General features: G+C 37.1%; 13 protein-coding genes. 1 reads left to right on the top strand and 12 read right to left on the bottom strand.

Going from position 1 to position 14,020, the window contains the following annotated elements; all coding sequences use genetic code 11:
• Positions 1-12: 12 nt before the first annotated feature.
• The 12 genes from JFU54_RS19560 to JFU54_RS19505 form a co-directional block, all read right to left on the bottom strand.
• Positions 13-342, bottom strand: a complete 330-nt coding sequence (locus JFU54_RS19560; RefSeq protein WP_078185075.1) for a hypothetical protein — start codon at positions 340-342, stop codon at positions 13-15.
• 16 nt (positions 343-358) lie between these two features.
• Positions 359-700, bottom strand: a complete 342-nt coding sequence (locus tag JFU54_RS19555; protein ID WP_002125258.1) for a hypothetical protein — start codon at positions 698-700, stop codon at positions 359-361.
• 318 nt (positions 701-1,018) lie between these two features.
• Positions 1,019-3,412 (bottom strand): M6 family metalloprotease immune inhibitor InhA2, encoded by a 2,394-nt coding sequence (gene inhA2 / locus JFU54_RS19550; RefSeq protein WP_201065950.1) that lies wholly within the window; start codon positions 3,410-3,412, stop codon positions 1,019-1,021.
• Between the two features lie 299 nt (positions 3,413-3,711).
• Positions 3,712-4,359, bottom strand: coding sequence for a fructose-6-phosphate aldolase (gene fsa / locus JFU54_RS19545; RefSeq protein WP_201065944.1), 648 nt, complete (start codon positions 4,357-4,359; stop codon positions 3,712-3,714).
• Between the two features lie 38 nt (positions 4,360-4,397).
• Positions 4,398-5,321, bottom strand: coding sequence for a ribose ABC transporter substrate-binding protein RbsB (rbsB, locus tag JFU54_RS19540; RefSeq protein WP_201065942.1), 924 nt, complete (start codon positions 5,319-5,321; stop codon positions 4,398-4,400).
• 14 nt (positions 5,322-5,335) lie between these two features.
• Complete coding sequence (locus JFU54_RS19535) at positions 5,336-6,271, bottom strand: ABC transporter permease subunit (RefSeq protein WP_002029798.1); 936 nt, start codon at positions 6,269-6,271, stop codon at positions 5,336-5,338.
• A gap of 3 nt (positions 6,272-6,274) precedes the next feature.
• A complete protein-coding gene (gene rbsA, locus JFU54_RS19530; RefSeq protein ID WP_078185077.1) occupies positions 6,275-7,759 on the bottom strand; it encodes a ribose ABC transporter ATP-binding protein RbsA in 1,485 nt (494 codons plus the stop codon).
• A gap of 18 nt (positions 7,760-7,777) precedes the next feature.
• A complete protein-coding gene (rbsD, locus tag JFU54_RS19525; RefSeq protein WP_063218698.1) occupies positions 7,778-8,173 on the bottom strand; it encodes a D-ribose pyranase in 396 nt (131 codons plus the stop codon).
• The gene (rbsK, locus tag JFU54_RS19520; protein ID WP_063218699.1) at positions 8,170-9,066 is read right to left on the bottom strand and encodes a ribokinase; all 897 of its coding nucleotides are present in this window, start codon (positions 9,064-9,066) and stop codon (positions 8,170-8,172) included. The genes rbsD and rbsK overlap by 4 nt, the downstream gene beginning before the upstream one ends.
• 13 nt (positions 9,067-9,079) lie before the next feature.
• Positions 9,080-10,051 carry a ribose operon transcriptional repressor RbsR gene (rbsR, locus tag JFU54_RS19515; RefSeq protein WP_061673981.1) on the bottom strand — a complete coding sequence of 324 codons (972 nt, stop codon included), beginning with the start codon at positions 10,049-10,051 and terminating at the stop codon, positions 9,080-9,082.
• A 137-nt stretch (positions 10,052-10,188) separates the two neighbouring features.
• Positions 10,189-11,802 carry an MDR family MFS transporter gene (locus tag JFU54_RS19510; RefSeq protein WP_063218700.1) on the bottom strand — a complete coding sequence of 538 codons (1,614 nt, stop codon included), beginning with the start codon at positions 11,800-11,802 and terminating at the stop codon, positions 10,189-10,191.
• 19 nt (positions 11,803-11,821) lie between these two features.
• The gene (locus JFU54_RS19505) at positions 11,822-12,298 is read right to left on the bottom strand and encodes a MarR family winged helix-turn-helix transcriptional regulator (protein WP_016101809.1); all 477 of its coding nucleotides are present in this window, start codon (positions 12,296-12,298) and stop codon (positions 11,822-11,824) included.
• A gap of 271 nt (positions 12,299-12,569) precedes the next feature.
• Between JFU54_RS19505 and glpT the strand changes: the two genes are divergently transcribed.
• The gene (gene glpT / locus JFU54_RS19500; RefSeq protein WP_201065940.1) at positions 12,570-13,919 is read left to right on the top strand and encodes a glycerol-3-phosphate transporter; all 1,350 of its coding nucleotides are present in this window, start codon (positions 12,570-12,572) and stop codon (positions 13,917-13,919) included.
• Positions 13,920-14,020: the final 101 nt, after the last annotated feature.

Below are 14,020 nucleotides of genomic sequence, written 5' to 3'. Positions count from 1 at the left end.
TCATTGTCTTTTTTAAAATGCATATTGATATAACCCGTAATATAATGGCAGCGTTGGGATAATACCAATTAATTTGAATATAAAAGGTAGCGGGTCATCCTTCTCTTCATATAAACGTAAAACAAAAACTGCAGTTAAAGTCCAAATGATGCTAAATACGAAGATGCATTGCCAAACGATCGGCGTCAATATTTGTACATCAAAAACAAATCCAAATAGTCCTATCCATGTAATAATAGTCACCACAAAATCAAACTTTTGAATTAGTGTTTGAAACATGCCTCTTACTAGCGAAGTTATAGTTAATATCGCTATAATTACTAAATAAACTTTCCACAACATAATGATAAGCTCCTATTCAACTTTTGACTTTCAACAAGCCGTATTTAATAAACAATATGGCATTATATTTTTCATAAAGATAATACAACGGATAACAAAATAAGAAGAAAATAAGTACAGTTGGTACATCATCTATAATAGAAAAATATTTTACTAGTAATTCCTTAATACTCTCTCCAATCATGATAAACAGTGGAATTATACAAATTGCCGCTAATATTAAACATGGTGTGATCCTCATTTCTTTTAATTTCACCTTACAGTGTGGACACCTGAATGAAAAAGGATGCGGAAGATCAATAATATGTTGTGCAGTAATATTCCCTTCACACTGTGGACATTCAATTATTTCTTTCATTTAGTTCACTCCTTTCTATCCATAAAAAAGAGCCCTATCGAATAGAGCTCTTTGATTGCCGAATATATCACTTTTGTGTATAGCCAAATAACAATGTAAATAAATTAAACTGTACAGGCAATACTACATTTCTTCTTCTACAAAGAAAGTGTATAAATACCGACGATACTTCGACAATTTCCTCGGAAATATTTCCTTTACCCACATAATTTGATACACTACATATGAACAGACAATTGTATTACATAAGCTAAAATAATAACTTAATGTACAAATTAAAAAGCACACTCTTCATATGAAGAATGTGCTTTTATGTTATTAACGTTTAATCCAAACAGCGCCTGCCGATTTATCCTCTGCCTGTCCAACAACTTGGAATTTAAGTCCAAGGTTTGGAACTTTTCTTCCCGCGTCTGCAATTTGTTTGTTACTATATACTTTTGAATCATCAAAAGTTGTAACACCTTGTAATCCAGAATAGTTAAACTGTCCACGTGTTAATGAATTTGCACTCCATGCGGGTGTTCGATCAAATGAAAAGGCAGCGTCTGCAATTTGCATGCCTGTATTACCATACGCTGGTTTCCCGTTTAAATTACCAACAAACGCTTCTGGATGAGAGTCTACAACACCAAGGAAGCCTTCACCTGGATGTACCCCAACCCAGTTATCTTTGAAACTATCATCTGCATACCAAACGACAAGACCAGTATTATACACCGGACCTTTTCCTGCTTTTAATCCATTATCTGATCCAGCATAGTTTCTCCACTCTAAATAATAATAATGTTGTTTCTTCTCTGTCCCATCAGAAACAACGAATCCATTTAACTGCATTTTAGATGTTCCTTCTGCGTCATCTGAAAATACTACTTGTCCATCAACTGTTACATTTACATTATCCATTGCGAAACCTTTATATGTTAAAGCTGGATCTGTAATATAGTCGAATTGTAGTTTAACTTTCTTCCCTTTAAATTGACTTAAATCGTATGATTTATCAATCCATTTTCCATCTGTTGTATCTTTATCTTCTTGGACTATGTTTTCTCCCAATCTATCAATTAATGTTTTCGTTCCATCTTCAGTTACAGCATGTACTTCGATGAAATCACAATCTGCTTCTAGTTCATAATTCGCTTTATAATCAAATTTCGCATTTGTTCCTTTTGTTAAATCAAAGAATGGTGTTTCTAATGTCGTATGCATATCATCTCCTCTTGTACTATAATATGCATGCTTTCCAAACTCCGGTTTAATTGTTTCAACACTTTTACCTGGTAAGTTAACACGTACAACGCCTGGACGATTGGATTTCGTAACACTTTGATCAATATATGTAGGAACTCCTACACCACTCTTAATTTTATCGTAATCTACTTCTAAAATTTTCGCCCAGTTTCCACCCATATTCTTTTGTAAGAAGTCTTTATTTTGTGGTGAAAAACTAGTTGGCTCTGTTCCTGCGATTTTTCCTGTCCAGCTACCTCCACTCATTAATGACCACGCTTCAACAGGTGAACCAGTTCCAGTATATTTCGTGTCATATTCATCCGGTAAGCCAAGGTCATGTCCAAATTCATGTGCAAACACACCTACTGCACCGTCTTCTGGTTCAATTGTGTAATCATGAGCCGCTACTTTTCCACCAAAGTAATCTACCTTTGATTTTGTACCTTCAATCGCTACTGGATCTGTTGCTAATTTTGAACGATGTGACCAAATCGCATCATCACCTAATTTACCGCCACCAGCTTCTTGACCAACACCAGCATGGATTACCATTAAATGATCAATTACACCATCAGGTTCATTTGGATTTCCATCACCATTTGTATCATATCTATCAAATTGATCAAATTGAGATAAATCTAACCCTTTCTCAGCAGCTGCATGTAAAGCTTCTTTCACTAAATCACGTGCACCTTTTGGTCCTTTATTATCGTGACCACTACTACCATCAGCACCGTAGTCAGACGCTTTCCCTGGCACAGTTAGCCATTCGGTTACATATCCATCCGTCGTATAACTACCGCCAGACTGCTCTTCATAATATTGTTTAAACGTTTTTACTTTCGAACCATCAAATAGCTTGTACGGCTCATTACCAAATAACATTTTTTGATAATGCTCTCTACTAAAGTCTTTCGAATACATATACCCTGGAGTTTGATCAATATTATTATGTTTATAATCACTAAATTCAACGAGTAATACTAATACTTTATCATTTCGAACCGGTCCATTATATGGCGCTTGCTTTGCTTTAGAAGTTGGAACTTGCCCATTCAATTGATTTTTATTTGGTTCCGGTTTTTGCTCAGGGCTAACATTTTTTTCAGGTTTCTTTACCTTCTCCTTTTCTTCCATTTTTTTCTCTTTTACTTTTTTCACAAAATCAGATGCCTCTTTAGCAGTATCCGCTGGAAGAATTTCTTTATTTGCCTGATCCCCTTGTTTCTTTTCAATATATTGCTCTACGGCCTTTTTTGTCTGTTCTTTAGACGATGCTGGATTAATTGTTCCTCTTTCTTTCAGCGCTTCCGCTAAACGATCTTCTTGAATTAAGTTATGATCAATTGGCGTTGTAGACACACTTTCTTTTGCTGACGTTTCTGCATATGCTAACGGAGCACTCATTACAGCTGAGCATCCGATGAGTGTCGCGATCGTTAACGATGACAACACTTTAAATGGCGCTTTTTTTCTCATTTTACTCATCCCCTTGTATCAATCTTAAACTTCAGATAAAAATATGTAATCCATCCTCCCTTGTATAATAAAAGACATGATTCTATAAGAAATAAGCTTTCTGTTATAGAATCATGCCCTCCAGTTTTCTGGTCAGACCCTCTATCTTTTTATGTCGAAATGTGAAAAATAAAGAGTGATTTGTATATATTAAATAGCTTATATTAAAAATTTAAAAGACAATATGCACAATTGCATGAAAATTCTTTCAAACAAAAAAAAGAACCCAAGTTAATTAAACTTGGGTTCTCCATTTCGTATTATTTCTCTTGTGTTTTTTTCCAATCAGCTAAGAATTTCTCAATTCCTTGATCTGTTAATGGATGCTTCACTAATGAAGCGATTACGTTTGCTGGGATTGTTGCAATATGTGAACCATTTAATGCTGCTTCTGTTACGTGAACACTATGACGTACAGATGCTGCAATGATTTCTGTTTCAATGCCGTGAATTGCAAAGATTTCTGCGATTTGGCGAATTAAGTCCATACCGTTATGACCGATATCATCTAGGCGACCTAAGAACGGTGAAACGTATGTCGCACCAGCGCGAGCTGCAAGTAATGCTTGCACTGCTGAGAATACTAATGTAACGTTTGTACGAATTCCTAAATCTGAGAATGCTTTTACTGCTTTTAAGCCTTCTGTTGTCATTGGAACTTTTACAACAACGTTTGGAGCGATTTTTGCTAACTCTTTTCCTTCTTCAATCATTTTGTCAGCTTCTAAGCTAATTACTTCTGCGCTTACAGGTCCTTCAATAAAGCTGCAAATTTCACGAATACGCTCATGGAAATCTACGCCTTCTTTTGCTACAAGTGATGGGTTTGTCGTTACTCCAGCTACTACGCCTAATGCATTTGCCTCTTTAATTTCGTTAATGTTTGCTGTATCAATAAAAAATTTCATTTGTTATTCTTCCTTCCTAATTTTCATTTTATATTTATTTATTTTTTCTTAATAAGCTCTAATTCAATCGGAATAAATTTGTCCACTTTTTTACCTTGTGTTATCTCTTTCGCTGTTTCCATCGCCTTCTCTCCGATTAATTCCGGTTTTTGAGCGACTGTTGCTGCCATACGCCCATCTTTAACCGCTTTTACAGCATCATCCGTTGCATCAAATCCAACAACGACTACATCCGTTTTACCAGCAGATTTTAATGCCTCAATTGCGCCTAATGCCATTTCATCATTATGAGCAAATACCGCTTTAATATCGCTATTTGCTTGCAAAATATTTTCCATAACGGATAACCCTTTTGCACGATCGAAATCAGCTGCTTGTTTTGCTACTACTTTTAAAGACTTATCAGCTACGTTATGGAATCCTTTCCCACGCTCACGAGCAGCAGACGATCCAGGGATTCCTTCTAACTCAGCGACATTTGTTCCTTCACCAACTACTTCCCGAATGTAATCACTAGCCATTTGACCACCTTCTACATTGTTGGAAGCAATGTGAGAAACAACTTTACCTGAATTCGCAACTCGGTCTACTGTAATAACAGGCACATTGGCTGCATTAGCTGCACTTACCGCTGAAGCAACGGCATCTGAGTCAGTTGGATTAATAACAACTACATCGACACCTTTTTGAATTAAATCTTCAACATCGTTTGTTTGCTTCGCTGCATCATTTTGTGCATCAACAGCAATTAGTTCAATGCCACTATCTTTTGCTTTCTTTTCTGCACCTTTTTTCAACGTGACGAAAAATGGATTATTTAAAGTGGAAACAGAAAATCCAACTTTAATAGTTTTATTTCGACCTTTATCGCTAGAATCCTTTGCCCATTCTGGTGGTTCCATTGAACAACCAGCAGTAACTACCATGATGCATGCAACGAGTATCAGTAACCATTTTTTCATGAATTGCCCCTCCATTACGCTTCTTTTCGACGATCAATTAGTACAGCTAGTAAGATTACAAGTCCTTTTACAACTTGTTGGAAGAAAGAAGATACACCTAATAAATTTAAACCGTTATTTAGTACGCCAATAATAAGCACACCGATGAATGTACCAACAATCCATCCTCTTCCACCTGAAAGACTCGTTCCGCCTAACACAACTGCAGCAATTGCATCTAATTCGTAAGAAGTACCAGCAGTCGGCTGTGCAGAATCTAACCTTGATGTTAAGACAATACCTGCAAGCGCTGCCAAAATTCCGGAAAGACCGTAAATCATTACTTTAATTCTCGTAACATTAATACCTGATAAAGCTGCCGCTTCTTCATTTCCACCAATCGCAAACGTACGGCGACCAAACGTTGTTTTCTTTAAAATAAAGTACAGTACTGCAAAAGCGATCATCATTGTAACGGCTGGCACAGGAATACCAAGGAAATAACCACGGCCAAACATTTGGAACATTAAATGATCACCAAGACCAGTGATCGGACGTCCGTCCATATAAACAAGCGTCAACCCGCGAAAAATAGTCATTGTTGCTAAAGTTGCAATAAACGGAGCTACTTTTCCCTTCGCAATAATGATACCGTTTACAATCCCCATTGCAAGACCTGCTAATAATCCAACTACCATTGCAAGGAACGGATCCATGCCACTTGCCATCATTCCGGCAACAAGTGCACTTGATAATGCTAAAATAGAACCTACCGATAAGTCAATACCCCCTGTTAAAATAACGAAGGTCATTCCAAATGCAATGAGTGCATTAATCGATACTTGGCGCAGTATATTAAATAAATTTGGAATTTCAATAAATGCTGGATTTAAAGCTGTAATTACTACGATAATTAATACTAATCCAATTAAAGAACCAAGTTGTTGTAATACATTCCCCTTCTTAGCCATATCTTACTCTCCCCCTGTAGCTAGTGCCATAATAGACTCTTGCGATGCCTGATCTTTCTCTAAAATACCACCGATTTTCCCTTCATGAATGACGAGAACTCGATCACTCATGCCTAAAACTTCTGGAAGCTCAGACGATACCATAATAACGGCATCTCCTTGCTCGGTAAGCTTATTCATAATAGAGTAAATTTCTTTTTTAGCCCCAACATCTACACCTCTCGTTGGTTCATCTAAAATGAGTAACTGTGGATGAATACCTAACCATTTTGCAATTACAATCTTTTGCTGATTTCCACCAGAAAGAGATTTTACAGCTTGCTCTCCGTTTGCTGCTTTCACATTAAGAAGCTTCATCATATCCTCTGTAAATTGCTGTTCTAAACCTTTATTAACAACGCTTCCCTTTGAAAGACTCTCTAAATTTGGTAAAGCTAAATTTTCACGAATCGAAAAATCTAACACAAGCCCTTCAGATTTTCTATCCTCTGTAATAAAGGCAATTCGTTGTCTAATCGCATCAATTGGACTATCAATTTTTACTTCTTGTCCATTCATAAAAATTTGTCCTGAATCAAGCGGTTCATATCCAAATATTGCTTTCATAATATCCGTGCGACCAGCTCCCATCAAGCCCGCAACACCAAGGATTTCACCTTTTCTAACTTGAAACGAAACATTTTCAAATTTCCCCTTTTTCGTTCCGTTACGCATTTCAAAAATCACTTCGCCAATTTGACTATTTCGTTCTGGATAACGTTCACCAATACTTCGGCCTACCATCATGCTAACTACTTCATCAAATGACGTTTCCGGAATTAACCTTTTCCCTACATATTCTCCATCACGTAAAATCGTAATGGCATCACATATTGAAAAAATTTCTTCCATTCGGTGTGAAATATAAACGAATGAAACGCCCTCTTTACGTAATTTATTAATAACAATAAACAGTGTTTCAATTTCGCGATCTGTTAATGCCGCTGTAGGCTCATCCATAATAATAACGCTTGCATTTGTCATTAATGCTTTAGCAATTTCAATAATTTGCTGTTGTCCAACCGATAGTTCACCTGCTAGCATAGCACCTCTCACATGTAGACCAAGATCTGCCAATTGTTGCTGGGCAATCGCATTCATTTGACGCGTACGTAAAATGCCCGTTTTCCCATACATTAACTCTTTTCCAAGAAACATATTTTCAGCTACCGTTAAATTCGGTAATATGTTCAACTCTTGATGGATAAATGCAATACCGTACTCTTCCGCTTCTTTCGCATTTTTAAAAGTTCGTTCTTGTCCATCAATTGTGACTGTTCCACTGTCTTTTTTATATACACCTGTTAGAATCTTCATGAGCGTCGATTTCCCCGCTCCATTTTCCCCCATCAATGCATGGACTTCTCCTGTTTCAATCATAAACTGTGCGTTTTTTAGAACAGGATTACCACTGAACGCTTTTGAAATGTTCTTCATTTCAATATGCATTCTCATCACATCCCTTTATTAAAAAATCACGCCTGCATGTAAAATAACATTCGCATAAGGCGTTGCTTCTCCTGTACGAATAATCGCCTTCGCTCTCTTTGTATGCTCTTTAAATTCCTTATGAGACACATATTCAAATGCTGGCTCTATTAATCGCATCTCAACTTCTTTATTTACCTCTGCATTATTCATAATAACGTCTTCTGCTAACGTCACTTTTTCAATTGCCATATCATCAGCAACAACTTGTAATACGTCTAAAAAACTAGGTTTTCCGATTTCAACTGCTAAATCAATTCGTTTTACTCCATCAGGAATAGGTAACCCACAATCAGCAATTACAATCGTATCTGTATGTCCAAGTGAAGCAAGGACTGCTGCGATTTCACTATTTAATACACCGTGCTTTTTCATCCAACAATCACCTGCACTTCACGTACTCTATCTCTCGTTGGCATACCGCCCTGTGCCCCAAGTTTCGTTACGGAAAGACCACCAGCAATATTTGCAAAACGAATTGCCTTTTGAAGTGCTACTCCTTCAGAAAGCGCAACTGCTAACGCACCGTTAAATGTGTCACCTGCTCCAGTCGTATCTACTACATCTACAGCGATACTTGGAACTTGAACAACTTCCGTTCCATTATGGAATCGAACACCGTTAGACCCTTCCGTCATCAATAGCTTATTTGGATATTTCGCAAGTAACTCTTCAATTGGTGATGTGAAATCATTTAATACGATGCGACATTCATGTTCATTCGGTGTAATATAAGTCGCTTTTTCTAAAATATCTTCTGATAAAAATTGTGCTGGAGCCGGATTCAACATAACTGGAATTTTATGCTCCTCACAAATAGACAGAACGTATTTTACTGTTTCAAGCGGAATCTCTAGTTGAAGAACAACCATATCAGCTTTTACAAGAAGGTCTTTTGAACGATCTACAACCGATTCATTTACAAGAGCATTTGCCCCTTGCACAACAACAATACTGTTATCCTCTTCTGCTAAAACGATATGAGCAATTCCTGTCGTTCTATCTGTAACCGGTACCACATAGTCGATAAAAACGCGTTCGTTCTCTAAATTTTTTCTAACTACTGTTCCGTAATCATCATTGCCTACTGCACCAACCATCGCTACATTTGCTCCTAATCTAGCTGCAGCAACTGCTTGGTTCGCCCCTTTCCCTCCTGGGATCGTATGAAACGCTTCACCAATTACCGTTTCTCCGGCTTTCGGCCGTATTTTTGAAACAGCCACTAAGTCCATTGAAATACTACCTACTACTGCAATATTTGGCATCTGTCTCATCTCCTTACTTCGTTGTATTTCGTTCTATAATTTCAATCGGTAAACGATAGTGTTTCTCTTCTAATGGATTTCCTTCCATCTGCTCTAACAACAATTCTGTTGCAATTTTCCCCATTTCATAAATTGGCTGTGCAACAGTCGTAATAGATGGATACATCATTTCAGTTAAAGAAATTCCATCGAATCCAATAATTTGTAAATCGTTTGGAATAGAAATTCCCTTTTGAAGTGCAGCCTTTACAATACCAATTGCAATTAAATCATTCCCAGCAACAATTCCATCAATATGCGGATATTCTTCTAATAATTCCACCGCTACCCGTTCACTATTAGCTGGATCGAATGTACTCTCTGCAATCATATAAGAAAGATTATTTTGCGTAATAACGTCTACGAAACCTTCAAAACGTTCATTAGCTGTGCTCACATCACGCGGTCCACGAATATGTGCAATATGTTTACACCCTTTGTCTATTAATAACTTTGTCGCCGCCTGACTCCCTGCATAGTTATCTGCATATACAGTAGGAATGCGCTCATTAAACATACGGTCAATCGCAACAACTGGAATAGACAAATTCATGTAATTAACACTATTTTGTGGATTCGTTGCTACAATAAATCCGTCCACATTATTTTGTCTAAGCACATCAATGTATTGCTTCTCTTTTTCTAAATTTTCATCAGAGTTACAAAGTACAACTGTGTAACCTTGCTTATGTGCTACATCTTCTACGGCACGTGCAACTTCTGGAAAGAATGGATTCACGATATTTGGAACAACTAATCCAATTAAACGAGATTTTTTATTGTATAAAGAACGTGCTACTGTACTAGGTTTATAATCTAGCATTTCAATTGCTCGCTCTACTTTTTTTAATGTATCCTCATGAACATATCCATTTTTATTTAACACTCTGGAAACGGTCGCAACAGATACCCCTGCTAATTTTGCAACGTCTTTAATCGTACTCATTCTCTTTTCTCCTCATTTCATGTAACCGTTTACAGAAAATAATATAACTCATTTATAAAAATACGTCAATCATTTCTCACTAAAAAGCTTTTAAGGTTATACTCAAAAAAGCATCGCCATAAGGCGATGCTTTTTTATTACGAATATGATACAGTTTTTTCCTTTTCTTCTACAGCAGGCTCTTCAGCACCTTTTTTACGATCAGCCAGTTTAATTTTCTGTAAGAAAATCGTAAAGATAGCACCTACTACGATAAATACCAATCCTGTTAAGAATACAGTATGAAGTGAGTCCACTAAAGAGCTTTTCAAAATTGGTACGATGCTATTAGAAAATGCTTCTGGCATTTGCTTTAATGCCTCTGGACTAAATAGCATAGAATATAAACTTTGTGGATCTGTATGAATCATATCTTTAAATTTTGTTACCATTTGTCCCGCTTCTTTTGGGAATGTGTCTAATACAGGTACTAATTTATTTGTTAACGTTGTACCTGAAGTGTTATTCATAATTGATCCTAAAATTGTAATACCGAATGTTCCACCGATTTGACGGAAGAATTGACTTGATGATGTTACAACGCCAAGATCTTTTTTCGGGAAGCTTTCTTGTAATGCTAATGTTAATATCGGCATAACAAGACCCATTCCTAAACCGATAACCATCATATAAGAAGTAGCAGTAAGCTTAGTTGTGTGCATATCCATCGTTGTTAATAACCAGAAACCACTAGCCATAATAAGCATCCCTGTAATAATTTGTGGTTTCACACCAATTTTTAATACAAGCTGACCACCAATAATACTCATAACGATCATTGTAATCATCATCGGTGTCATAATCGTTCCTGATTCAGCAGCACTTACGCCTACAATTCCTTGCATAAAGAACGGTACGAACATAATTGCTCCAAACATTCCGATACTCATAAAGAAACCGATCGCATTCAGTAGTGTAAATGTACGGTTTTTAAAGAAGTGCATCGGTAAAATTGGTTCTTCAGCCTTCGTTTCAACGATAACAAAGCTAACAATACCAATGGCAGCTAGTGCAAATAACCCGATAATTTGCCAAGAACCCCATGCATAATCTTTCCCGCCAAACGTTAACGCAAGTAATAAACTTACAACACCGAGAATCATCGTGAAGATTCCAGCGATATCAATTTTAATTGGTCCTGTTTGTTTATGTGCTTTTAATCCCATTGCAATGAAGATTGTCGCTAAAATACCAACTGGTAAGTTAATATAGAATACCCATCTCCAGTTCACTGCGTCTACAATCCAACCACCAACTTGTGGTCCAATTACAGAGGCAAGACCGTATAGAGCTCCAAAAATACCTTGCCATTTAGCACGTTCTTTTCCCGTGAACATATCTCCGATAATAATCATAGCCATTGGCATCATAATACCGCCACCAAGACCTTGAATACCACGGAAAATAATTAATTCTGTCATACCGTTTGCCATACCACATAACGCTGAACCAACCATAAAGATAATTAATCCTGCTATATATACGTTACGACGCCCAAGTAAATCCGCTAATTTACCTGCAATCGGTACAACCGTTGTTGATGTTAACATGTAAGCTGTTGTTAACCATGTCATTAAACTTAATCCACCTAGTTCACCGACGATACGCGGCATTGCTGTACCAACGATTGTTCCGTCCAATGCAGCAAATAGCATTGCGATTACTAAACCGATTAACAACAACTTTCTATTCTGATTTTCTTGTTGCTCCATGTAATCTCCTCAATTCCTCTTAGTTTTTCTCTTTTTTCTCTTTTTTCTCTTTTTTCTCTGGTTTCCCGCAAATAATTGTTTCTAGCTTTTCAAAGAGGCGCAACAAATCTTCCCTCTCTTGTAATTCTAAGTGTGAGAAGTATTTTGCAATATGCTCATTACGAGCCGCCATCGCTTCTTCTACTGTAGTTTTCCCCTTCTTCGTTAGCTCAATGACAACAACGCGGCGATCATTATCGTCGTGATAGCGCTCTACTAACCCATGATCAATTAAACGATCAGTCATTACTGTAATCGCGCTCGGTTTCACGTACATTTTCTCCGCCAATTGTGTCGCTCTTGAAGCTCCGTAATGATCTAAAATCTTTAAAATATAAAACTGCGGTGGTGTAAGTCCTGATGCTTGCATTTGTTCTAATAGCTCTGTTTGCATTTTCTTTCCTATAGCGAATGTAAGAGCTTGAATCTTATCAATATGAGTCATATCATTTGGCATGTTATCCACCTCTTATTTAAGCAATAAAATATTTAACGTATTTAAATATTAATCCCACAAACAAAATACGTCAACAACTTTCTTTATAAAAACGTTTACATTCTTGTCACAAAGTTGTATAATTTTCGTCGAAGTTAATATTGACAGTCACGGAGAATCGGAGTATATGGCTATGAATCATAAAAAAGGGAACTTTTTTATATTTCATAGCCTTTTTGTATTCTCTCTGTCTTAAAACGCTTCCAATTAATTAGGGGAGGATTTTCATTTTATGTTTTTCACACAATTATTTAAACCTGCGCCCCACGCAGAACGCTTACCAGCTGATCGCACTGATAGCGAATACCGCAAATTGCGTTTGCAAGTATTCTTAGGCATCTTCATCGGTTATGCGGGTTACTACTTTGTTCGAAAAAACTTTTCACTCGCAATGCCATACTTAATCGAACAAGGCTTTAGTAAAGGGGAACTTGGGGTTATCCTTTCAGCAGTATCTATCGCTTACGGATTAAGTAAATTTCTTATGGGTATCGTATCCGATCGTTGTAATCCTCGCTACTTTTTAGCAGCTGGGCTATTTTTATCCGGTATCATTAATATTATTTTCGGCTCATTTTCTTTCATTACAACGAGCATTATACTTATGTTTGTACTTCAGTTTTTAAATGGATGGGTACAAGGTATGGGATGGCCTCCTTGTGGTCGTACGATGGTTCACTGGTTCTCCGTTAGTGAACGTGGTACAAAAATGTCTATTTGGAACGTCGCTCATAATGTCGGCGGCGCGCTTATGCCTTCTCTCGTTACATTAGGCTTATATTTCTTTGCAAATGACTGGAAAAGTATATTTTACTTCCCAGGTATTCTTTCAATTTTAGTGGGGATTTATGTATTAATTACGATGAGAGATACACCTCAATCTTGCGGATTACCTTCTATTGAAGAACATACTGGGGAATATCCATCAGATGAAAAAGTAGCGGACCGTGAACGCGAACTTTCGGTAAAGGAAATTTTATTCAAATACGTATTAAACAATAAGTTTTTATGGTACATCGCTATCGCTAACGTTTTTGTTTATTTCGTTCGTTACGGCGTTGTAGACTGGGCTCCTACTTATTTAGTTGAAGAAAAAAGCTTTACTCATAGTAGCTCACGTACAGCTTATGCTCTATATGAATGGGCTGGTATTCCAGGTACGCTTCTTTGCGGATGGATGAGTGATAAACTATTTAAAGGACGCCGTGCACCTGCTGGTATTTTATTTATGGTCGGTGTATTTATCGCAGTTCTTGTTTACTGGCTAAACCCTCCTGGTAATCCAATGGTTGATAGCATCGCACTTGTCGCAATTGGATTTTTAATTTACGGACCTGTTATGTTAATTGGCCTACACGCTCTTGACTTAGCACCAAAGAAAGCTGCTGGAACTGCCGCTGGGTTAACTGGGTTCTTCGGTTACCTAGGGGGAGCTACTTTTGCTAGCGCAGCTATGGGCTTTATCGTAGATGCATTCGGATGGGATGGCGGATTCATCTTATTACTTGTATCTTGCGTACTTGCAATGTTCTTCCTTGCTCTTACTTTAAATACAGGATCTACAAAACAAAAACAAGCTTAAACAATAATATTATACTTACAAAAAAAAGAGAGACAGTTCTTTCCAGAACACCTCTCTTTTTCTACATATACTACTTTTTTATTACAAATAATTTATCAATC

Source organism: Bacillus sp. TH19, from assembly GCF_016651075.1.
Classification (GTDB): Bacteria; Bacillota; Bacilli; order Bacillales; family Bacillaceae_G; genus Bacillus_A; species Bacillus_A mycoides.
The sequence above is the reverse complement of the archived record's forward strand: the minus strand, read 5'-3'. Positions and strand labels throughout refer to the sequence as shown.

Bases quoted from the DNA above. Each gene is read 5' to 3' on its own strand.
- rbsB (WP_201065942.1), bottom strand. From the start codon at position 5,321: ATGAAAAAATGGTTACTGATACTCGTTGCATGCATCATGGTAGTTACT.
- JFU54_RS19560 (WP_078185075.1), bottom strand. From the start codon at position 342: ATGTTGTGGAAAGTTTATTTAGTAATTATAGCGATATTAACTATAACT.
- rbsD (WP_063218698.1), bottom strand. From the start codon at position 8,173: ATGAAAAAGCACGGTGTATTAAATAGTGAAATCGCAGCAGTCCTTGCT.
- JFU54_RS19510 (WP_063218700.1), bottom strand. From the start codon at position 11,802: ATGGAGCAACAAGAAAATCAGAATAGAAAGTTGTTGTTAATCGGTTTA.
- inhA2 (WP_201065950.1), bottom strand. From the start codon at position 3,412: ATGAGAAAAAAAGCGCCATTTAAAGTGTTGTCATCGTTAACGATCGCG.
- rbsK (WP_063218699.1), bottom strand. From the start codon at position 9,066: ATGCCAAATATTGCAGTAGTAGGTAGTATTTCAATGGACTTAGTGGCT.
- JFU54_RS19555 (WP_002125258.1), bottom strand. From the start codon at position 700: ATGAAAGAAATAATTGAATGTCCACAGTGTGAAGGGAATATTACTGCA.
- glpT (WP_201065940.1), top strand. From the start codon at position 12,570: ATGTTTTTCACACAATTATTTAAACCTGCGCCCCACGCAGAACGCTTA.
- rbsA (WP_078185077.1), bottom strand. From the start codon at position 7,759: ATGCATATTGAAATGAAGAACATTTCAAAAGCGTTCAGTGGTAATCCT.
- fsa (WP_201065944.1), bottom strand. From the start codon at position 4,359: ATGAAATTTTTTATTGATACAGCAAACATTAACGAAATTAAAGAGGCA.
- rbsR (WP_061673981.1), bottom strand. From the start codon at position 10,051: ATGAGTACGATTAAAGACGTTGCAAAATTAGCAGGGGTATCTGTTGCG.
- JFU54_RS19535 (WP_002029798.1), bottom strand. From the start codon at position 6,271: ATGGCTAAGAAGGGGAATGTATTACAACAACTTGGTTCTTTAATTGGA.
- JFU54_RS19505 (WP_016101809.1), bottom strand. From the start codon at position 12,298: ATGCCAAATGATATGACTCATATTGATAAGATTCAAGCTCTTACATTC.